Genomic DNA, 19,691 nt, shown 5'->3' with positions numbered 1-19,691 from the left:
TTGGCCTTGAATACCTCACCTCTCGACAATCCGTTTTATTACCTGGAAAACTTTCGCCAGGTGCTGGACTGGATCGCTCAGCGTTACGACGACCTGCTCGACGAATCGGAGCGCCAGTTCATCGAGTCGTTTGCCGGGCTGCCGGTGGCCGCTCAGGGCTTGCTGGTGCGAATGGTCATGCGCAAGGGCACGTTGTTTCGGGCGAGCAAGTTGAGCTACGACGAAATAGGCGACCCGATCGAAAGTGCAGGCCCGCTGCTTGAATTGGGATGGGTCGATGACCGTCCTGCGCTGGGTCTGGATGAGCTCTTCCAGTTGCTGCGCAAGGATGAGTTGAGCCAGTGCTTCAAGGCGCACGGCGTGAAGAGTGCCGAGCGCAAGGAGCTATGGTTCGACCGCCTGCAGCCACTCTATACAGAGTCCCGATCCCTTGATCAGTGGCATGCCTCGTTACCGGATGCCGTGTTTTCTCTGAAGGTCATGCCGCTGTGCGACCGTCTGCGATTGTTGTATTTCGGCAATCTCTATCAGGAATGGTCCGAGTTCGTGCTGGCCGATCTGGGTATCTATCGCTACGAGAAGGTCGAGTTTTCCATGGATTCCCGGGCAATCACGACGCGGGAAGACATCGAGGTCTGCCTGCAATTGCATGCCTGCCGCGAAGCACTGGAAACCAGTCTGGCGCTGCATGATCTGGCTGAGCAGACCATTGCCATTCACTGCCGTAGTCCCTGGCTACAGATGCGCCGCGCCAAGCTGCTGTTTCGCATCGGTCAACAGGCCGAGCGACTGCAGGACTGGCTGCTGGCGCTGTCTGTTTACCGGCAATCCAGCTACCCCGGTGCCCGCTCGCGACAGATCCGGGTGCTGGAGCGTAATGAACAATACGCCGAGGCCATGGCCCTGTTGCAACAGGCCCGGCTGGCGCCGGAAAACGATGCTGAGGTTCAGCATCTGGCGCGTGTGTTGCCACGCCTGCAGCGCAAGCTGGGCCTGGCAGCCGAACGCCGTCGTACGGCGAGGGTGGTCGAGCGCATGGACGTGCAAGTCACGCCGTTGCCTGGCTGCAGTGTCGAATACCTGATCCGCGAACATTTGCAGCAAGAGGGCGGCGAGGTGCATTACGTCGAGAATACGCTGATCAATTCCCTCTTCGGACTGTTGTGCTGGTCGGCGATTTTCTCACCTTTGCCGGGTGCGTTTTTCCATCCGTTCCACAGTGCTCCGAGCGATCTTTACAGCCCGGATTTCTACGAGCGCCGTGCCCACCTGTTCGACGGCTGTCTGGCCCAGCTCGAATCCGATGCATACCGCGCCACCATCCTTGAGAATTTTCTCGGCAAACATGGCTTGCAATCGCCGTTCGTGTTCTGGGGCGCGCTGACGCCCGGCTTGCTGGAGCAGGCGCTGGTTTGCCTGCCCGCCGAGCATCTGCGCCACTGGTTTCGTCGTCTGCTGCAGGATATCAAGGCCAATCGCACAGGAATGCCGGACCTTATCCAGTTTTTCCCTGAGCAGCGCGGTTACCGGATGATCGAAGTGAAAGGGCCCGGGGACCGCTTGCAGGACAACCAGTTGCGTTGGCTGGATTTCTGTGCGGAGCATGGGATGCCGGTGCATGTGTGCTATGTGAAATGGACGCTGGAAAGGGCCGAGGGAGGAGATGAGGCGCAGGGGATGTTGCAGGAAAGCCGTGTTCAAGCCTGAAAAAAAGAGGAGGCGAGGCGGTCCTTGAAGATGCTTGAAATGGGCCGCCGCGCTGCGCTTATGTGTTCTCGATCATGATCGGAATCACGGTGCGCTGTCGTCGTCATCGTCCTGATCGTCACCATCGGTGTCCATCCCGGCCTTACCGGAGTCATTCGTCTTGTCGCGCATACCGCTGTTGTTGCCTGGCTGGGGATCCATGCCTTTGGTGCCCGGACTGGTGCCTTGAGTGCCTGGGGTTGTGCCGTCAGTATTCTTTTCCATTCCCGTGCCCGGCACTTTCGGGCCGCTGCTGTCAGGATTGGTCGGCCCGGTCGAGCCTGCGAGTACGCCTGCACTGACGCTGCCCAGCAGCGCCGCAAGGGTCAATGCGCCTACTGTTTTCAGGTTCATTTCTGCGATTTCCTATGAGTGTGGTCCGTACATTGATTGAGCGCGCGACAAGGGCGCTGGTGCCAGTCGACCGACCAGTGGCAGGGGAGGTTCCCGGCCACTGTCATTCGGATAATCAGTTGACCTTTGGCTTCTCGGTCACGCCGCTCTTGTCGTGCGTACCGTGGGTGCCTTTGTCATGGGTCATGGTGCCGGAGCCGTTTTTCATCGACTTGTTGGTCTGCTCACCTTGCTGAGTGCCTTTGGTGTTGGACGAGTTGCGATCTGCCGGCGGCGGATTGGTACCTGGCAGCTTGGTCGCGTTGTCGTTCACGGGATTGGCAGGCGTTGGCGAGGTTTCAGCAAAGGCAGCACCTGATGCAACGGCCATCAGGCCAGCGAGGGTTAGGGCAGTCAGTTTGGTCTTGATCATGATGCGTACTCCAATTTTTTTAAGATACCCATGTTGGTCATTGGCCACTTGCCATAGGTGCCAGCGATCCCGACGAACGGTAGCACAATGATTATGGCTATATTTAATACCACCCCTTAATAAGAATCTCCGAACAGTCTTCCATCAGCGGTAGAGAAGCGAGTAAACAGAGTGTGAATGACGTCGTTTTTCAGGCGATCTGGTTATAAGCATTTTCCGCTTGGAAAACCTGATCTTCTAAAACAGCACATTTTTTTACACTTTTATAACGGTGATGGCTTTGAGCTATACGGCGATGGATGGCACATGGCTAGCTGTGCAGCCAGGCCCTTTAGGCCCCGGAAACATTGAGTCAAAGGAGTTTTCAGGAAAAAACGAGTGTAGGAAATTGACTCTAAAAAGCGACGTCATTCGAGGCTGCTCGACGGATTGTCATTAAACAGAAACATTTGAGCGTTTAAATCCGCCTCGGGCCTCCTCAAGTGGGCCACCACACAATCTCCTGGACTGAGGTATTACCGTGATTCTGCTGACTAAAAAACGCTTGTCGCTTCTGATCGCTTCGCTGTGCCTGAGCGGTGTAGCGCACGCGACTGATGTAACCGGCGCTGGTTCGAGTTTCGTCTTCCCGGTCATTTCCAAATGGTCCCAGGACTACAGCAAAACTGCCGACAACCGCATCAACTACCAGTCGATCGGTTCTGGTGGCGGTATTGCCCAGATCAAGGCTGCTACCGTTGATTTCGGTGCTTCTGACGCCCCGATGTCCGCCGAAGACCTGCAGGCTGCCGGCCTGGGTCAGTTCCCCAGCGTCATTGGCGGTATCGTGCCGATCATCAACGTGGAAGGCATCGAAAGCGGCAAGCTGAAACTTGATGGCGAAACCCTGGCCAAGATCTTCATGGGCACGGTCAAGAAGTGGAACGACCCTGCAATCGTCGCGCTGAACCCTGGCGTGACGCTGCCTGAGACCGCAATCACGGTCGTTCACCGTTCGGACGGTTCGGGCACCACTTACAACTTCACCAACTACCTGAGCAAAGCCAGCGCCGAGTGGAACGAGAAGCTGAAGTTCGGTTCGACCGTGCAGTGGCCGGCAGGCGTGGGCGGCAAGGGTAACGAAGGCGTTTCGGCTTACGTGAAGCAGATCAAAGGTTCGATCGGCTACGTTGAATACTCCTACGCTGTAACCAACAAGTTGTCCTACACCCAGCTGAAAAACGCTGCCGGCAAGTTCATCGCGCCGACCGCCAAGTCGTTCGCTGCTGCTGCCGACACCGCTGATTGGGCAAACGCCAAGGACTTCGGCCTGATCATGACCAACGCTCCGGGTGAAGAAGCATGGCCGATCACTGCCACCACCTGGATCATCATGTACAAGAAGGCCAAGAACGCAGAGAAGAGCGCAGCGGCGTTCGACTTCTTCAAGTGGTCTCTCGAAAACGGTCAGAAGCAGGCTGCAGAGCTGGATTACGTTGCCTTGCCGAAATCGCTGGTCGATCGCGTAGAAAACTACTGGAAAGCTGAATTCACCAAGTAAGTGATTCAAGCTTGTACGACCCCTGTCATCGGCCGCGATATCGGTCCGACGGCGGGGGCTTTTCCTTGCGAGTGGACTCAACATGACTGAAAACACCCAATACCTGTCCGCTGCCGTCAAAGCTGTCGAGACCGAAGGCGAGAAACGCGCCAAACGGGATCATCGCCATGACCTGTGGTTCAAGCGTTCATTGCAGGCCGCAGCCATGCTGGTGCTTGCTTTGCTGGGTTGTATTGCCCTGTCGACCCTCTGGGGTGGCAGTCTGGCATTCCAGACTTTCGGGTTTGGCTTTCTGACCAGTACCGAGTGGGATGTGAACGCCGGCAAGTTCGGCGCGCTGGTTCCGATCTACGGCACGCTGGTGACCTCTTTTCTGGCTTTGCTGATCGCCGTTCCGGTGAGTTTCGGCATTGCAATTTTTCTGACCGAAGTAGCGCCGCCGTGGCTTCGGATGCCCATCGCCTCGGCCATCGAGCTGTTGGCAGGTATTCCGTCGATCATCTACGGCATGTGGGGGCTGTTCGTGTTCGGGCCGTTCATGGCTGAGCACATGTCACCCTGGATCACCGAAAACCTGGGCGCGCTACCGGTGGTCGGCCCGATGTTCCAGGGCCCTCCGCTGGGTATCGGCATGCTGACGGCGGGTATCGTGCTGGCAATCATGATCACGCCTTTCATCACCTCGGTGATGCAGGAAGTTTTCCGCACTGTACCTGTCGCGCTCAAGGAGTCGGCCTATGCATTGGGCGGCACAACCTGGGAAGTGGTCTGGGACATCGTGCTGCCTTACACCCGCTCGGCGGTGGTAGGCGGTGTGTTCCTGGGCCTGGGTCGTGCGCTGGGTGAAACCATGGCGGTGACCTTCGTACTGGGCAACGCTCACCAGTTCTCGGCGTCGCTGATGATGCCGAGCAGTTCCATCGCCTCGGTCATCGCCAACGAGTTCAATGAGGCCTACACCGATATTCACCGTTCCGCGCTGATCGCCTTGGGCTTCCTGTTGTTTGTGGTCACCTTCATCGTGCTGGCCCTCGCACGTCTGATGTTGTCGCGTCTGTCGCGTAAGGAGGGGTTATGAGTCAGGACCTGACGGGCAGCGAGCGCATTTACCGTGTTCGCAATATCAAGAACAAGATAGCCATGGTGCTCAGCTGCGGCGCCACGGCGTTCGGTCTGTTGTGGCTGGTCTGGATCCTGCTGACCACCATTATCAAGGGCATCGACGCCCTGAACCTGCAACTGTTCACCGGCATGACGCCTCCGCCAGGCACCGAAGGCGGTCTGGCCAATGCTTTCTACGGCAGCGTGCTGATGTCCGGCATCGGCCTGCTCATCGGTACGCCAATCGGCCTGATGGCCGGTATCTGGCTGGCAGAGTTTGCGCGCTACACCAAATTGGGCAATGCGGTGCGTTTCATCAACGACATTCTGCTGTCGGCGCCGTCCATCGTGCTGGGCCTGTTCGTGTACACCGTCGTCGTTCTGCCGCTCAATGCGGTGACTGGCCATCAGGTCGGCTTCTCGGCAATTGCCGGTGCGCTGGCGCTGGCGTTGCTGGTGATCCCGGTGGTGGTACGTACCACCGACGAAATGATGCAACTGCAACCCTCGACCATGCGCGAAGCCGCGCTGGCGCTGGGTGTACCTCAATGGAAACTGACCCTGCAGATCGTTCTGCGCGCCGCCAAGGCAGGTGTCGTGACCGGCGTATTGCTGGCTCTGGCACGTATCACTGGCGAAACCGCGCCGCTGCTGTTCACCGCATTCGGCAACCAGTTCTGGAGCAGCGATCTGCTCAAGCCAATCGCCAGTGTTCCGGTGGTGGTGTTCCAGTACGCAATGAGTCCGTTCGACGACTGGCACTCCCTGGCATGGGCCGGTGCACTGGTCATGACGCTGTTCGTACTGATACTGAGTCTGCTTTCTCGCTTAATTCTTCTGCGCAATAGGGCGTCCTGATGAACAACCTTTCCCTGGCCAACGAAAAGACCAAGATTCAAGTGCGCGGTCTGGAGTTTTTCTACAACAACCAGAAGTCGCTGAAGTCCATCGACATGACCATTCCCGAGAAGCGCATTACTGCGATCATCGGCCCCTCGGGTTGCGGCAAGTCGACCCTGTTGCGTGTGTTCAACCGTATTTACGCGATGTACCCGAAACAGGAAGCGCGCGGCGAAGTGCTGCTCAATGGCGAAAACATCCTGGCGCCTGGCTACTCGATGAACCGCCTGCGCAGCCATGTCGGCATGGTGTTCCAGAAGCCGGTGCCGTTCCCGATGTCGATCTACGACAACATCGCCTACGCCATCAAACACCATGAAAAACTGTCGCGTCGTGAAATGGAAGATCGCGTCGAGCAGGCACTGCGTGGCGCCGCGCTCTGGGATGAAGTGAAGGACAAGCTCAAGCAGAGCGCCACCGGTCTGTCCGGCGGTCAGCAACAGCGTCTGTGCATCGCCCGGACCATCGCGCTGCGGCCTCAGGTGCTGTTGCTGGATGAGCCGACTTCCGCTCTGGACCCGATCTCCACCGGCCGTATCGAGCAATTGATCACCGAGCTCAAAGAGCAGTTCACTGTGATCATCGTGACCCACAACATGCAGCAGGCCGCACGCTGTTCGGACTACACCGCGTTCATGTTCATGGGTGAACTGATCGAGCACGGCGACACCGACACCATCTTCACCAAGCCTTCCAAGACCCAGACCGAAGACTACATCACCGGTCGTTTCGGCTGATCAGCCGGCCAGGGCGGGCGCTTCCCGGCGCTCGCCCATGAATTCCTCGATCCTGCTGCGCAACCAGCGTTCGGCAGGGTCGTTGTCCATCACGCTCAGCCATGTCATCGACAGGTCCAGTCCCGGCGTGGGGAAGGGCAACGGTTCGTCGTACACCAGCCCCAATGCACTCATGGCACTCGCCGCGTAATCGGACAGCCCCGAAATCAGGTCGGTACCGGCCATCAGCGCGGGCAGGGTGGTGAATTGCGGCACCGATAGCACCACCTGACGCTTGCGGCCCAGCGCGGTCAGCCACTCATCGGCGAAGCTGCTGACGCTGGCGACGTGCGATACCACCACGTGCGGCCGCGAACAGTACTCTTCCATCGACATCGGGCCTGACGGTTTATCGGCCCTGACCAGACGTGGCTGAACATTGCGCAGCGTCTTGCGTTTGGCGTTGGCGGGCAGCTCGCGCGTCAGGCAGACCCCGACCGTGATGTCCCCCGACATCAGGACCTCGGAAATATTCAGGTAATCGACGTGCTTGACCACAATCACTACGCCCGGCGCTTCCTTGCGGATCGCCTTGAGCATGGCGGGGAACAGACCGAATTCGACATCGTCGGACAGGCCGATGCGAAAGGTCATCTTGCTCACCGAAGGCTCGAAGTCCGTGGTCAGGCTCAGCGCTGTGGACATGGCGTCCAGAGCCGGCGTCAGGTGCTTGAGGATTTCATGGGCGCGAGCGGTCGGCTCCATGCGATGGCCGACGCGAATGAACAGCGGATCGTTGAGCAGGCCGCGCAGACGGTTGAGCGCCGCGCTGATGGTTGGCTGGCCGAGGAACAGTTTTTCCGCCGCACGAGTCACATTGCGCTCCTGCATCAGGGTCTCGAAGACCACCATCAGGTTGATATCGGCCTTGCGCAGTTCATTGCGATTCATGTGGGTTCCTTGGCATCAGACTGGTTCATCCGGATGGCGCCTGCAAGAGGATGCGCCAGTCTAGGGACGCGCCGCAGGGGACGTCCAGCATTTTGCCTCGCAGCCCGGAAACGTCTTCTTACGTTTCTGTAGGTAGGAAAAGGGCGAATCTGTTGTGGGATCTGGGGTCTACTTCCGGGGCCGGAACGCCTGTACCTGTGCGTTCCGGCATTCCCTACCCATACCCACAGGAGGTGCCCCTATGCGGGCTGCAAAGATTGCCGGTCTGTTGATGTCAATGACGCTGCCCTGCGTGGCGCTGGCTGAAACGCCCAGTTATGGTCAGCAACTGGAAGGCTTCACCTATCCCCACCCACTCAAGAAATTCGACTTCCAGTCCCAGGGCCAGGCGTTGGAGATGGGTTACATGGACGTCGCTCCCACCGGCAAGGCCAATGGCCGAACCGCCGTGCTGATGCATGGCAAGAATTTCTGTGCTGCCACTTGGGAAGACACCATCAAGGGCTTGAGCGCCGCAGGCTATCGGGTGATTGCCCCCGACCAGATCGGTTTCTGCACCTCGACCAAGCCTGGCTATTACCAGTACAGCTTCCAGCAACTGTCGGTGAATACTCATGCGCTGCTGGAAAAGCTCGGCATCGACAAGGTATCGGTCGTTGGCCACTCAACCGGTGGCATGCTGGCCACGCGTTATGCATTGATGTACCCGAAGCAGACCGAGAAACTGGTGATGGTCAACCCGATTGGCCTGGAAGACTGGAAAGCGCTCGGCGTGCCGTACCGCACCGTGGATCAGTGGTATGAGCGGGAACTGAAGACCACCGCTGAAGGCATTCGTGCCTACGAGCAGAAGACCTATTACGACGGGCGCTGGAAGCCTGAGTACGACAAGTGGGTGGATATGTTGGCAGGGCTGAACAAAGGGCCCGGTCAGAAAGCCGTTGCCTGGAACTCGGCGCTGATCTACGACATGATTTTTACCCAGCCGGTGTTCTACGAATTCCCGAAATTGCAGGTGCCGACTGTGCTGATGATCGGTGACGCTGACACCACTGCCATTGGCAGCGACATCGCGCCGCCGGACGTGAAGGCCAAAATCGGTCAGTACAAGGTGTTGGGCAAGCAGGTCACTGAGATGATTCCGGGTGCCAGGCTGGTGGCGTTCAAGGGTATGGGCCATGCGCCACAGATGGAAGAACCGGCTGCGTTCAACAAGGCGCTGGTCGAGGCGCTTGAATAAGCCCGAAGCGTGCCTGATGGATACCTACCTGTGAGAGGCGGCTTGCCGGCGATGGCGTCAGTTCAGTTGCTGATGTGTTGCATCAGCAACGCATCGCCGGCAAGCAGCCTCCCACGATCCCTTGATTGCTTCAGGGTCTGCCAAGCGCTTGGTGCAGGGATCACTGGCGATCAACTCAACAGCTGTGCAAACGCCTTGTCCGCCTCCAGCACCGCAGGCAATCCGGCGAACAGAGCATCCAGGTCGATGCCCTCCATGATGGGGCCGTCGGACGCTTTCTGCGCTTCAGGCGTAGCGCCGCCGTGGGCTTCCAGTGCATCGGATATCACGATGGCCTGAGCGACGATGCGCGGCAAGGGCGCGTCATTGGGAGCTTGCATCGGCTTGGCCTGATACGCGATTGCTTCCTGGATCACTTTGGGCAGTTGCCAGCGCCGCGCCAGTTCGGTGCCCACTTCCGGGTAGCCGAAACCCAGCTGCACGGTTTCATTGGCTGCGCGTCCGGCTGTTCCGGCCTTGGTCGCGCTGTTCAGGCGTTCGGCTACCTCTGGCGCGCCGGTCTGGATCAACAGCTCGCCGATGTTGTGCATCACGCCGCAGGTGAAGGCGATCTCTGCATCCGCACCGCTTTGCCTGGCCAGCATCCGGCAGATTCCGGCCACCTGGAAACTCTTCAGCCAGAACGCCTTGAGGTCAAAGCTCGGCCCCGCCTTGAACGCGCCGGTCACTGCCGATGCCATCACCAGCGTGCGCAGCGTGTTGAAGCCCAGGCGCATGGCGGCGTCTTCGATACTGGATGACTCACGGGAACCCCGGAAACGCGCCGAGTTGGCCAGACGCAGGACCTTGGCGGCAATCACCGGGTCTTTCTCGATATTGCGCGCGATGCTTTCCAGGTTGGAGGAGGGGTTGTCGAACTGCAGCATCAGGTCCTGAGCCACTTTGGGAATGCTCGGCAGACTGTGCAAATCGTCAAACAGCTTTTCAATACTCATCATGGCGGGGACCATCCTCTGGAATACGGGATGATTTGACCATAGCCAGTTTTTTCCGCTCTGCACGTTTTGCCGTCATTTGTGGGAAGGGTTTCTCACCCGGTTCGAAAATAAAAATAAAAGACTCGTCAAGGCTGGCCGATATACCACCAAGGGGCTGTTTGACTGTTTCGATTCGAGTTCCAGAAACCCCTTCGAAAAGCGGCACCGTTTCTGAAGATTGTCTGGCGATCACTGGATCGTCCTTATTGTTTATGCCGTGGAAGTGCTCGCTATGATGAAAAGCCTGGGTTTCAGCAAGAAAATCCTCTTGGCCGCCGCTTTGATTGTGATTGTCGCGTTCAGTTTGTTCATTGTCGTCAATGACTATCGACAACGTCAGTCCCTGAAGTCCAGTGTTCAGTCGGAGCTGCAACAACTCGGCACGTTGACTACACAGAATATTCAGACCTGGCTGGAAAGCCGCATTCAGTTGCTGCAGTCCATGTCCCAGCAGATCGCCATCGACGGCAAGGAACTGCCGCAGTTGCAGCGTGCCGTGGGGCTTTCGGTTTACAGCGATAACTTTCAACTGGGTTACTTCGGCACCACCGAAGGCGTGATGCTCTCCAACCCGTCTGCGACCCGGCCGGCCGACTACGATCCGCGCGCCCGTGGCTGGTACAAGGCGGCTCAGAATGCAACAGGCACCATCGTTACCGAACCCTACATTGCCGCGTCGTCCGGCAAGCTGGTCATGACCATCGCGACCCCGGTCAAGATCCAGAACCAGTTGGCCGGCGTGGCCGGTGCCGACATCTCGCTGGACAGCGTCAGCAAGATCATCAACTCGTTGAACTTCAACGGCCATGGCTACGCCTTTCTGGTCAGCGCCGAAGGCAAGATTCTGGTGCACCCGGACAGCAAACTGGTGTTGAAAAACATCAGCGAAGCGTACCCGAGCAATACGCCGAAGATCGCTGCGGGCGTCACGGAGATCGATTCCGGCAACAAGCCGGAGATCATCTCGTTCACCCCGGTGCAGGGCGTTTCCACGGCCAACTGGTATGTGGCACTGGTGCTGGAGCAGGACGCCGCCTATTCGATGCTCAGCGAATTCCGCGCTTCGGCCATCACGGCGATGGTCGTGGTGGTGGTAGTGATCATACTGCTGCTGGGCCTGCTGATCCGTGTACTGATGCAGCCACTGCACCAGATGGGCCGCGCGATGCGTGATATCGCGGACGGTGAGGGTGACCTGACCAAACGTCTGGCGATCACCTCGCAGGACGAGTTCGGCGCGCTGGCGCAATCGTTCAACCACTTCGTCGAGCGCATCCACGCGTCGATTCGTGAAGTTGCCTCCACGGCCGCTCAACTGGGGGCGGTCGCGACGCAGGTGGTGAAGGTCTCCAACGCCTCGATGAGTAACTCCGACCAGCAGGCAAACCGCACCGAGAGCGTGGCGGCGGCGATCAACGAACTGGGCGCTGCTGCTCAGGAAATCGCGCAGAACGCAGCGCGCACGTCGCAGCATTCAAGCGATGCAAGTGGGCTGGCCGGTGACGGTCAGGCGGTCGTGCAGCAGACCATCAAGGCGATGAACGAGTTGTCCGGCAAGATCAGCGAGTCGTGCGTGAACATCGAAAGCCTGAACGACAAGACCGCCAATATCGGGCAGATTCTTGAAGTGATCACCAGCATTTCCCAGCAGACCAACCTGCTGGCACTCAACGCGGCCATTGAAGCGGCACGTGCCGGTGAAGCAGGGCGTGGTTTCGCGGTGGTCGCCGATGAAGTGCGCAACCTGGCTCACCGGACCCAGGACTCGGCGCAACAGGTCCAGAAGATGATCGAAGAGCTGCAGGTCGGTGCCCGTGATGCAGTGATCAACATGACCGAAAGCCAGCGTCAGAGCGAAGACAGCGTGGGCATCGCCAACCGCGCCGGTGAACGTCTGGGCAGCGTCACCCGCCGCATCGACGAGATCAACGGCATGAACCAGTCGGTGGCCGCCGCGACAGAAGAGCAGACCTCGGTGGTGGAGTCGATCAACGTCGATATCACCCACATCAACACGCTTAACCAGCTCGGTGTCGACAACCTGCGCCAGACCCTGGAAGCCTGCAACTCGCTGGAAGAACAGGCCGCGCGCCTGCAGCAACTGGTGGGCAGTTTCCGTATCTGATAGCGGCTGGGGCATTCCCACGCTCTTGTGGGAATGTGCCCCGGCATCGGGCCTGACGCGCCTGCAACGCAACCTGCGAAAAACTGTTACGGGTTCGTCATCCCCGCTTCACGCCTCTGCAACACGTCCGGTTCAGTCTGGCTGACAACCGAATACGACCTGCACCGGGTCGTAGGGCAGACCGAGACAGACCATGACTCCAGCTATCCATGTCGAAGGGTTGAACAAGAGTTTTTCCCGTAAAAGCGCTTTGGTTGGCCTTGAGTTGTCTATACAACACGGCGAGATGGTTGCGCTGATCGGAGCCTCCGGGTCGGGCAAGTCCACCTTGTTGCGGCATCTGGCCGGGCTGGCGTGCTGTGATCGGGAAAACGGTGGCCGGGTCAAGGTGCTGGATCGCGAGGTGCAGGCTTCAGGTCGTCTCAACCGCCATGTACGCCGTCTGCGTGCCGACATCGGTTACATCTTTCAGCAATTCAATCTGGTCAATCGCCTCAGCGTGCTCGACAACGTGCTGCTCGGCTGCCTTGGCCGCATGCCTCGCTGGCGTGGCAACCTGGCGCTGTTCAACGCCGAGGAAAAGCAGTTCGCCATGGCGTCGCTGGAGCGCGTCGGGCTGGCCGACCTTGCCGCTCAGCGCGCTTCGACCCTGTCGGGTGGTCAGCAGCAGCGCGTGGCCATCGCCCGTGCACTGACCCAGCGCGCCGAAGTCATTCTGGCTGACGAACCCATCGCCTCGCTCGACCCCGAATCCGCTCGCCGGGTCATGGAAATCCTTGCCGACATCAACCGCCGCGACGGCAAAACCGTCGTCGTTACCCTGCATCAGGTCGACTATGCAATGCGCTACTGCCCGAGAGCTGTAGCGCTCAAAGGCGGACGCATCCATTACGACGGCCAGGCGCAAGGCCTCAGCGCCACCTTTCTCGATGACCTCTACGGCGCCGAACAGGGCAGCAGCCTGATCAGTACCGGGAAAAAGCTTCGCCTCGAAAAGCCTGCGCGTCTGGCGCTGGCCAAAGTCTGAGTCACTTTTGCCGTCAGTCCCCCTGACATCAACCGCTGTTGCACGAACCTCACTTCAGGAGTGCTTTCATGTTCAACCGTATCGGTCGCGTCCTCGCGTCTGCCGCTCTGCTGGCCACTTGCGCAATGGGCACTGCCCAGGCGGAAGAGAGGGTCATCAATTTCGGCATTATGTCCACGGAATCGTCACAGAACCTCAAAACCATCTGGCAGCCGTTTCTGGATGACATGAGCAAAAAAACCGGGCTCAAGGTCAACGCGACCTTCGCTTCGGACTACGCGGGTTTGATTCAGGGCATGCGTTTCAACAAGGTGGACGTGGCCTGGCTGGGCAACAAGGCAGCCATGGAAGCGGTCGACCGTTCCAATGGCGAAATATTCGCTCAGACCTCCGCAGCCAATGGTGCAGCCGGTTACTGGAGCCTGCTGATCGTGCGCAAGGACAGCCCGATCAATTCCGTTGAAGACATGCTCAAGAACGCCAAGACCCTGACCTTCGGCAACGGCGACCCGAACTCCACCTCCGGCTATCTGGTGCCGGGGTATTACGTATTCGCCAAGAATCATGTCGATGCCTCCACCGCATTCAAGCGCACGCTGAACTCCAGCCACGAAGTCAACGCGCTCAGCGTTGCCAAGGGCCAACTGGACGTGGCGACGTTCAACACCGAGAGCTGGGACCGTCTGGCAGTCACGCAACCGGACAAGGTCGAGCAGCTGAAAGTGATCTGGAAATCGCCGCTGATCCCGGCCGACCCGATGGTCTGGAGCAAGGCCCTGTCGGACGAAAACAAAGCGAAGATTCGCGAGTTCTTCGCCAGCTACGGCGATACCGATGAAGAAAAAACCGTCCTCAAGAACATGCAGTTGGGCAAATTCCTGAAATCCAGTGACGACCAGTTGCTGCCGATCCGCCAGCTGGAACTGTTCAAACAACGCACCGAAGTCGCGGCCAGCACCACGCTCGATGCCAAGGAAAAGGAAACGCGGCTGAAAGAAATCGACGCCGGCCTGAGCAAACTGCAGGAGCGTATTACCGAGCTGAACCAGCAAACGGCAACCCGCACCGCAGGCTGAACAAGCGGGGCGCGAACCTTCCGTTCGTGCCCCGACGGTCGCTATCAGGACATTGATTGCTATGAATACTCACGTTGCATACGCCCAGGTCGCGGGAAAACGCATCTGGCCTCGCTACCTGGGCTGGGGGCTGTTTCTGGTCGCACTGGCCTGGGCCTGGCAAGGGGCTGAAATGAACCCGATGTCGCTGGTACGCGATTCGGGAAACATGGCGACATTCGCCTCCGACTTCTTCCCACCGGATTTCCGCGAATGGCGCAGTTACCTCAAGGAAATGCTGGTCACGATCCAGATTGCGGTGTGGGGCACGGTGCTGGCGATCGTCTGTTCCGTTCCGCTGGGCATTCTGTGTTCCGAAAACATTACGCCGTGGTGGATTCACCTGCCGCTGCGCCGTTGCATGGACGCCTTTCGTTCCATCAATGAAATGGTGTTCGCGATGCTGTTCGTGGTCGCCGTGGGCCTTGGACCCTTCGCGGGCGTACTGGCGTTGTGGATCAGCACCACGGGAGTGCTGGCCAAACTGTTCGCCGAGGCCGTGGAAGCGATTGATCCGGGCCCTGTCGAGGGGGTGCGTGCCACTGGCGCCAGCGCATTGCAGGAAGTCATCTACGGGGTGATCCCGCAGGTCATGCCGCTGTGGATCTCCTACGCTCTATACCGTTTCGAGTCCAACGTACGCTCGGCAACGGTGGTCGGCATGGTCGGTGCAGGGGGAATCGGGGTGATCCTCTGGGAAAACATCCGCGCCTTTGCGTTCGTCCAGACCAGCGCCGTGTTGCTGGTGATTATCGTCGTCGTCAGCGTGATCGACATTGCGTCGCAACGCTTGCGCAAGCAATTCATCTGACCGGAGAGGGGTGTCCCGATGGGCACTTTTTTTAACCATGCAGTTGTCTAGACAAACAGAGCCGTTGTACCGCGAACTGGCCGACACGCTGCGCGCCGAGCTGGGCACTTACCGGCCCGGGGACTACTTGCCTGCTGAGTTTCAACTGGCCGAGCGTTTCAGCGTCAATCGCCACACCGTTCGCCGCGCTGTCGATGAACTGGTGCGCGAAGGCTGCGTGCTGCGCCGTCAGGGCAAGGGCACTCAGGTGCTGGAACGTCCGTTGATCTACCCGATGCAGGCCGACAGCGCGTACAGCCAGTCACTGTCGGCGCAAGGCATCGGGGTCGAGGCGATCCTGCTGCTGTGCCGCGACTGTCAGGCCAACGCCGAGGACGCCATGCACCTGGGGCTGAGCGCGCAGGCCCCGATGATCGAACTGCGTACGCTGCGCAAACTCGATGGCCAGCCCGTGAGCCTGATTCTGCATCGATTCAGCGCCGACTACCGCGAGTTGCTGGCTGATTACCCGGGCGGTTCGCTGCGTCAGCACCTGGCCGAGCGCGAACTGCCGTTGACCCGCAAACAGAGCCTGATCGGCGCCCGGCTGCCGACCCGCGAAGAAGCGGCGCAGTTGTTGATGCCACGCCATATGCCCGCGCTGACGGTCTTGACCGTCTCCTGCGACCGGTCCGGTCGGCCGGTGGAACTGTCCCGTTCCACCAGCCGCAGTGACCGCTTCCACTATCAAGTGACCACCTGATGCCGAGGTTATCCATGCAATCGTCTCAGCAATCCCCTCAACCCGATCCTGAAACAGCTGCCCGCCAGCACTGGATGGGCGTGCTCGCCCGGGCGCACGTCGATGAACACAGTCGCGAGCACATGAAGCGCCACGAAGCAGCCTTGCGCGACATTGACTACCAGATGATCCGTGCGCCGGAAATCGGCATGACGCTGGTGCGCGGGCGCATGGGCGGCACCGGTGCAGCGTTCAATCTGGGCGAAATGAGTGTGACCCGTTGTGTGATCCGTCTGGCGGACGGGCGCACCGGCTACAGCTACCTGGCCGGACGCGACAAGCACCACGCTGAACTTGCCGCGCTGGCCGACGCCCATTTGCAAGGCCCTCAGCAGGCATCGTGGCTGGCTGAACTGATCGAACCCCTTGCCCAGGCACACGCCCGGCGCAAGGCCGACAAAGACGCAGAAACCGCCGCGACCAAAGTGGAATTCTTTACTCTGGTCCGAGGAGAAGACTGATGAACGCCGTCCTGTTGCAACCTGCCTTCACCGACCCGGTACTCGACGCTCAGCGCAGCTTTCGCGCCGCCCTCAAGGCGCTCGCCGGCCCCGGCATTGCCCAGACCTTGAACGCTGCGCATCAGCCACCCGCGCTGTCGGGACTCGACAGCGCCAGCCACGCGCTGTGCCTGGCGCTTCTGGACCTTGACACGCCGGTCTGGCTGGCGCCGGCCTTCGACACGCCGGCGATTCGCGCCAACCTGTCATTCCACTGCGGCTGCCCGATTGTCAGCGAGCGGCAGAACGCCCGCTTCGCTCTGCTCGATGCCACGGTCGCACAGGACCTGGCCGGGTTCGATCTGGGCAACGATCGCTATCCGGATCAGTCCTGCACGCTGCTGATCCAGTTGCCGGCCCTTGAGGGCGGAACCCCGCTGGACTGGAGTGGCCCCGGCATCGAGCACTGCAATCGTGTGGCCTTGCCGCTGGAAAAGGCATTCTGGACCGAACGGTCGGCGCGCAACGACTTCCCGCGCGGGCTCGACGTATTCTTCCTGTCGGGCAGCCGGATGCTCGGCCTGCCACGCAGCACCCGCGTGCAGGAGTGTGCCTGATGTATGTCGCCGTCAAGGGTGGCGAACAGGCCATCGATAACGCCCACCGCCTGCTCGCAAACAGGCGTCGTGGTGATACCGCCGTTGCCGAGCTGGACGTCGAGCAGATCCGCCAGCAATTGCCCCTGGCCGTGGCCCGAGTCATGACCGAAGGCTCGCTGTACGACGAACAACTGGCCGCGCTGGCGATCAAGCAATCGGCGGGGGACCTGGTCGAAGCGATCTTCCTGCTGCGCGCCTATCGCACGACACTCACACGTTTCTGCGCCAGTCTGCCCATCGATACTTCGAACATGCAGCTCAATCGCCGCTTGTCCGCTACGTTCAAGGACGTACCGGGCGGGCAATTGCTGGGGCCGACCTTTGATTACACCCATCGTCTGCTGGACTTCACGCTGCTGGCCGAAGGGGAGCATCCGGGGCCGAGCGTAACGCCTGACGCCGCCCTGCAGCCGTGCCCTCGGGTACTGGGTCTGTTGGCGAAAGAAGGCCTGATGAACCCTGAAGTCGACAACGACGAGCCGATCGCCGACATCACCCGCGAGCCGCTGGAATATCCCTCCAGCCGCGCCGAACGGCTGCAGGCTCTGGCCCGGGGCGACGAGGGTTTTCTGCTGGCGCTGGGGTACTCGACCCAGCGGGGCTACGGCCGCAACCATCCGTTCGCAGGTGAAATTCGGATCGGCGAAGTGGAAGTCTGGATCGAGCCCGAGGAGCTGGGCTTTCCCATCCTCATTGGTGACATTGAAATCACCGAGTGCGAAATGATCAACCAGTTCGTCGGTTCGGCCACTGTGCCTGCGCAGTTCACACGCGGTTACGGTCTGGCCTTCGGCAATGCCGAGCGCAAGGCGATGGGCATGGCGCTGGTGGATCGCTCGTTGCGTGCCCACGAGTACAACGAGGAAATCCGCTCGCCGGCCCAGCAGGAAGAGTTCGTGCTGGCCCACTGCGACAATGTCGAGGCGGCCGGTTTCGTTTCGCACTTGAAGCTGCCGCATTACGTGGACTTCCAGTCCGAGCTGGAACTGATCCGCAAACTGCGCAAACCCACCGCGCCCGGGGAGAACGAGCAATGAGCACCCTCAACCCGCCCGTCGAGCGGGACACCGCGTACAACTTCGCTTATCTGGACGAACAGACCAAGCGCATGATCCGCCGCGGCCTGCTCAAGGCCGTCGCCATTCCCGGTTATCAGGTGCCGTTTGGCGGCCGCGAAATGCCGTTGCCTTATGGCTGGGGTACTGGTGGCATGCAGCTGACTGCCGCGATTCTGGGCGCCGAAGACGTGCTCAAGGTCATCGATCAGGGGGCGGACGACACCACCAACGCGGTCTCGATACGGCGCTTCTTCGCCCGTACCGCAGGCGTTGCTACCACCGAGCGCACGCCCGACGCGACGGTGATCCAGACCCGGCACCGCATCCCTGAAACCCAGCTGCACGCCGACCAGATCATGGTCTATCAAGTACCGATTCCCGAGCCGCTGCGCTTCATCGAACCGTCCGAAACCGAGACCCGGACCATGCATGCGCTGGACGATTACGGGGTCATGCACGTCAAGCTCTACGAAGACATCGCCACCTTCGGCCACATCGCTACCAGCTATGCCTATCCGGTGATGGTCGATGAGCGCTATGTGATGGACCCGTCGCCGATTCCCAAATTCGACAACCCCAAGCTGAACATGAGCCCGGCGCTGATGCTGTTCGGTGCCGGTCGCGAGAAGCGCCTGTACGCAGTACCGCCGTTCACCCGCGTGGTGAGTCTGGACTTCGAGGATCATCCGTTCGAAGTGCAGCGTTGGGAGCATTGCTGCGCGATCTGCGGCAGCCATGATTCCTTTCTCGACGAGCTGATTCTCGACGACGCGGGCACCCAGCGCTTCGTCTGCTCCGACACCGATTATTGCGCCCAGCAGGCCAGTCAGCAGGAGAACGCCCGATGATCAGTGCCATGTCGGTCAACCCGACCAACGCGCCACGACCCGAGTTGGACGAAGCACTGCTCAGGGTCCGCGGTCTGACCCGGCTGTACGGGCCGGAAAAGGGCTGTCAGAACGTCAGTTTCGACCTGTATCCCGGTGAGGTATTAGGCATCGTCGGCGAGTCCGGCTCGGGCAAGTCTACGTTGCTGTCGGTGCTCAGCGGCCGCTCCGCCCCGGAGAGTGGCGGCATCGACTATCGCAGCCAGGACGGCACATGGCTCGATCTGTACAGCGCCAGCGAGGCGCAACGGCGCACCTTGCTGCGCACCGAATGGGGCTTTGTCGAGCAGAACCCGCGTGACGGCCTGCGCATGGGCGTCTCGGCGGGGGCCAACATCGGCGAGCGTCTGATGGCCCAGGGCGTGCGCAACTACCAGCAGTTGCGCGGTGCTGCGCTGGACTGGCTGAGTCAGGTGGAAATCGATCCGCTGCGTATCGACGATCTGCCGCGCACCTTTTCCGGCGGCATGCAGCAGCGTCTGCAGATTGCCCGCAATCTGGTGTCTGGTCCCCGGCTGGTGTTCATGGACGAACCCACGGGCGGGCTGGATGTGTCGGTGCAAGCGCGCCTGCTGGACCTGCTGCGCGGTCTGGTGCGCGAACTGGACCTGGCGGTGGTGATCGTCACCCACGATCTGGCCGTGGCCCGATTGCTGGCAGACCGGCTGATGGTGATGCGCCGTTCGCACGTGGTCGAGGCGGGGCTCACCGATCAGATCCTCGATGACCCGCAGCATCCGTATTCACAGCTGCTGGTTTCCTCGGTATTGCAGCCATGATCCGCACACAGA

21 protein-coding genes and 1 pseudogene are annotated in these 19,691 nt (G+C 60.0%); 17 read left to right on the top strand and 5 right to left on the bottom strand.

Annotated features, from left to right (window positions below):
* The first annotated feature begins 6 nt into the window (after window positions 1-6).
* Entirely contained in the window at window positions 7-1,707 is a 1,701-nt protein-coding gene (locus JTJ32_RS08405) for a VRR-NUC domain-containing protein (RefSeq protein ID WP_210041753.1), read from the top strand.
* A gap of 84 nt (window positions 1,708-1,791) precedes the next feature.
* Here JTJ32_RS08405 and JTJ32_RS08400 read toward each other — a convergent pair whose 3' ends face one another.
* The gene (locus JTJ32_RS08400) at window positions 1,792-2,100 is read right to left on the bottom strand and encodes a hypothetical protein (protein ID WP_099227913.1); all 309 of its coding nucleotides are present in this window, start codon (window positions 2,098-2,100) and stop codon (window positions 1,792-1,794) included.
* Window positions 2,101-2,215: 115 nt separating this feature from the next.
* On the bottom strand, window positions 2,216-2,512 hold the full coding sequence (locus tag JTJ32_RS08395; RefSeq protein ID WP_210041752.1) for a hypothetical protein: 297 nt from the start codon (window positions 2,510-2,512) through the stop codon (window positions 2,216-2,218).
* A 520-nt stretch (window positions 2,513-3,032) separates the two neighbouring features.
* Between JTJ32_RS08395 and pstS the strand changes: the two genes are divergently transcribed.
* From pstS to pstB, 4 genes are all read left to right on the top strand, one after another.
* Window positions 3,033-4,052 (top strand): phosphate ABC transporter substrate-binding protein PstS, encoded by a 1,020-nt coding sequence (pstS, locus tag JTJ32_RS08390; protein ID WP_210041751.1) that lies wholly within the window; start codon window positions 3,033-3,035, stop codon window positions 4,050-4,052.
* A gap of 82 nt (window positions 4,053-4,134) precedes the next feature.
* Window positions 4,135-5,130 (top strand): phosphate ABC transporter permease subunit PstC, encoded by a 996-nt coding sequence (gene pstC, locus JTJ32_RS08385; RefSeq protein ID WP_099227910.1) that lies wholly within the window; start codon window positions 4,135-4,137, stop codon window positions 5,128-5,130.
* On the top strand, window positions 5,127-6,011 hold the full coding sequence (gene pstA, locus JTJ32_RS08380; RefSeq protein WP_099227909.1) for a phosphate ABC transporter permease PstA: 885 nt from the start codon (window positions 5,127-5,129) through the stop codon (window positions 6,009-6,011). Before pstC ends, pstA begins: the two co-directional genes overlap by 4 nt.
* Window positions 6,011-6,790, top strand: a complete 780-nt coding sequence (pstB, locus tag JTJ32_RS08375) for a phosphate ABC transporter ATP-binding protein PstB (RefSeq protein WP_004883964.1) — start codon at window positions 6,011-6,013, stop codon at window positions 6,788-6,790. The genes pstA and pstB overlap by 1 nt, the downstream gene beginning before the upstream one ends.
* Here pstB and JTJ32_RS08370 read toward each other — a convergent pair whose 3' ends face one another.
* Entirely contained in the window at window positions 6,791-7,720 is a 930-nt protein-coding gene (locus tag JTJ32_RS08370) for a LysR family transcriptional regulator (RefSeq protein ID WP_210041750.1), read from the bottom strand.
* A gap of 241 nt (window positions 7,721-7,961) precedes the next feature.
* On the opposite strand from JTJ32_RS08370, the gene JTJ32_RS08365 reads away from it, so the two are divergent.
* On the top strand, window positions 7,962-8,960 hold the full coding sequence (locus tag JTJ32_RS08365) for an alpha/beta fold hydrolase (protein WP_210041749.1): 999 nt from the start codon (window positions 7,962-7,964) through the stop codon (window positions 8,958-8,960).
* A 170-nt stretch (window positions 8,961-9,130) separates the two neighbouring features.
* Here the strand turns inward: JTJ32_RS08365 and JTJ32_RS08360 are convergent, their stop codons facing one another.
* Both JTJ32_RS08360 and JTJ32_RS08355 read right to left on the bottom strand, forming a co-directional pair.
* Entirely contained in the window at window positions 9,131-9,958 is an 828-nt protein-coding gene (locus JTJ32_RS08360; RefSeq protein WP_210041747.1) for an HDOD domain-containing protein, read from the bottom strand.
* Entirely contained in the window at window positions 9,945-10,331 is a 387-nt protein-coding gene (locus JTJ32_RS08355) for a hypothetical protein (RefSeq protein WP_210041852.1), read from the bottom strand. Before JTJ32_RS08355 ends, JTJ32_RS08360 begins: the two co-directional genes overlap by 14 nt.
* On the opposite strand from JTJ32_RS08355, the pseudogene JTJ32_RS26730 reads away from it, so the two are divergent.
* The 11 genes and pseudogenes from JTJ32_RS26730 to phnK form a co-directional block, all read left to right on the top strand.
* Window positions 10,230-11,267: pseudogene (locus tag JTJ32_RS26730) on the top strand (HAMP domain-containing protein); the annotation flags it as partial. The gene JTJ32_RS08355 and the pseudogene JTJ32_RS26730 sit on opposite strands and share 102 nt — an antisense overlap.
* Window positions 11,268-11,357: 90 nt before the next feature.
* The gene (locus JTJ32_RS26725) at window positions 11,358-12,122 is read left to right on the top strand and encodes a methyl-accepting chemotaxis protein (RefSeq protein WP_371682152.1); all 765 of its coding nucleotides are present in this window, start codon (window positions 11,358-11,360) and stop codon (window positions 12,120-12,122) included.
* A gap of 193 nt (window positions 12,123-12,315) precedes the next feature.
* A complete protein-coding gene (gene phnC, locus JTJ32_RS08345; RefSeq protein WP_210041743.1) occupies window positions 12,316-13,149 on the top strand; it encodes a phosphonate ABC transporter ATP-binding protein in 834 nt (277 codons plus the stop codon).
* Window positions 13,150-13,217: 68 nt separating this feature from the next.
* Window positions 13,218-14,225, top strand: coding sequence for a phosphonate ABC transporter substrate-binding protein (gene phnD, locus JTJ32_RS08340; RefSeq protein WP_210041742.1), 1,008 nt, complete (start codon window positions 13,218-13,220; stop codon window positions 14,223-14,225).
* Between the two features lie 61 nt (window positions 14,226-14,286).
* Window positions 14,287-15,075, top strand: coding sequence for a phosphonate ABC transporter, permease protein PhnE (phnE, locus tag JTJ32_RS08335; protein WP_210041741.1), 789 nt, complete (start codon window positions 14,287-14,289; stop codon window positions 15,073-15,075).
* A gap of 37 nt (window positions 15,076-15,112) precedes the next feature.
* On the top strand, window positions 15,113-15,817 hold the full coding sequence (gene phnF, locus JTJ32_RS08330) for a phosphonate metabolism transcriptional regulator PhnF (protein WP_099227902.1): 705 nt from the start codon (window positions 15,113-15,115) through the stop codon (window positions 15,815-15,817).
* A gap of 14 nt (window positions 15,818-15,831) precedes the next feature.
* Complete coding sequence (gene phnG, locus JTJ32_RS08325) at window positions 15,832-16,317, top strand: phosphonate C-P lyase system protein PhnG (protein ID WP_099227901.1); 486 nt, start codon at window positions 15,832-15,834, stop codon at window positions 16,315-16,317.
* Window positions 16,317-16,913, top strand: coding sequence for a phosphonate C-P lyase system protein PhnH (phnH, locus tag JTJ32_RS08320; RefSeq protein WP_210041739.1), 597 nt, complete (start codon window positions 16,317-16,319; stop codon window positions 16,911-16,913). The genes phnG and phnH overlap by 1 nt, the downstream gene beginning before the upstream one ends.
* On the top strand, window positions 16,913-17,992 hold the full coding sequence (locus JTJ32_RS08315) for a carbon-phosphorus lyase complex subunit (protein WP_210041737.1): 1,080 nt from the start codon (window positions 16,913-16,915) through the stop codon (window positions 17,990-17,992). The genes phnH and JTJ32_RS08315 overlap by 1 nt, the downstream gene beginning before the upstream one ends.
* Complete coding sequence (locus JTJ32_RS08310) at window positions 17,989-18,861, top strand: alpha-D-ribose 1-methylphosphonate 5-phosphate C-P-lyase PhnJ (protein ID WP_210041735.1); 873 nt, start codon at window positions 17,989-17,991, stop codon at window positions 18,859-18,861. Before JTJ32_RS08315 ends, JTJ32_RS08310 begins: the two co-directional genes overlap by 4 nt.
* A gap of 8 nt (window positions 18,862-18,869) precedes the next feature.
* On the top strand, window positions 18,870-19,679 hold the full coding sequence (gene phnK / locus JTJ32_RS08305; RefSeq protein ID WP_184323461.1) for a phosphonate C-P lyase system protein PhnK: 810 nt from the start codon (window positions 18,870-18,872) through the stop codon (window positions 19,677-19,679).
* Window positions 19,680-19,691: the final 12 nt, after the last annotated feature.

Source organism: Pseudomonas alliivorans, from assembly GCF_017826695.1.
Classification (GTDB): domain Bacteria; phylum Pseudomonadota; class Gammaproteobacteria; order Pseudomonadales; family Pseudomonadaceae; genus Aquipseudomonas; species Aquipseudomonas alliivorans.
This window is presented reverse-complemented; position numbering and strand designations above follow the sequence as displayed.

Coding starts and splice junctions, on each gene's coding strand:
- phnK (WP_184323461.1), top strand. CDS start 18,870: ATGTCGGTCAACCCGACCAACGCGCCACGACCCGAGTTGGACGAAGCA.
- phnE (WP_210041741.1), top strand. CDS start 14,287: ATGAATACTCACGTTGCATACGCCCAGGTCGCGGGAAAACGCATCTGG.
- pstA (WP_099227909.1), top strand. CDS start 5,127: ATGAGTCAGGACCTGACGGGCAGCGAGCGCATTTACCGTGTTCGCAAT.
- JTJ32_RS08360 (WP_210041747.1), bottom strand. CDS start 9,958: ATGATGAGTATTGAAAAGCTGTTTGACGATTTGCACAGTCTGCCGAGC.
- phnH (WP_210041739.1), top strand. CDS start 16,317: ATGAACGCCGTCCTGTTGCAACCTGCCTTCACCGACCCGGTACTCGAC.
- phnF (WP_099227902.1), top strand. CDS start 15,113: ATGCAGTTGTCTAGACAAACAGAGCCGTTGTACCGCGAACTGGCCGAC.
- JTJ32_RS08370 (WP_210041750.1), bottom strand. CDS start 7,720: ATGAATCGCAATGAACTGCGCAAGGCCGATATCAACCTGATGGTGGTC.
- pstB (WP_004883964.1), top strand. CDS start 6,011: ATGAACAACCTTTCCCTGGCCAACGAAAAGACCAAGATTCAAGTGCGC.
- phnC (WP_210041743.1), top strand. CDS start 12,316: ATGACTCCAGCTATCCATGTCGAAGGGTTGAACAAGAGTTTTTCCCGT.
- JTJ32_RS08395 (WP_210041752.1), bottom strand. CDS start 2,512: ATGATCAAGACCAAACTGACTGCCCTAACCCTCGCTGGCCTGATGGCC.
- JTJ32_RS26725 (WP_371682152.1), top strand. CDS start 11,358: ATGAGTAACTCCGACCAGCAGGCAAACCGCACCGAGAGCGTGGCGGCG.
- JTJ32_RS08365 (WP_210041749.1), top strand. CDS start 7,962: ATGCGGGCTGCAAAGATTGCCGGTCTGTTGATGTCAATGACGCTGCCC.
- JTJ32_RS08400 (WP_099227913.1), bottom strand. CDS start 2,100: ATGAACCTGAAAACAGTAGGCGCATTGACCCTTGCGGCGCTGCTGGGC.
- JTJ32_RS08315 (WP_210041737.1), top strand. CDS start 16,913: ATGTATGTCGCCGTCAAGGGTGGCGAACAGGCCATCGATAACGCCCAC.
- phnD (WP_210041742.1), top strand. CDS start 13,218: ATGTTCAACCGTATCGGTCGCGTCCTCGCGTCTGCCGCTCTGCTGGCC.
- pstC (WP_099227910.1), top strand. CDS start 4,135: ATGACTGAAAACACCCAATACCTGTCCGCTGCCGTCAAAGCTGTCGAG.
- phnG (WP_099227901.1), top strand. CDS start 15,832: ATGCAATCGTCTCAGCAATCCCCTCAACCCGATCCTGAAACAGCTGCC.
- JTJ32_RS08310 (WP_210041735.1), top strand. CDS start 17,989: ATGAGCACCCTCAACCCGCCCGTCGAGCGGGACACCGCGTACAACTTC.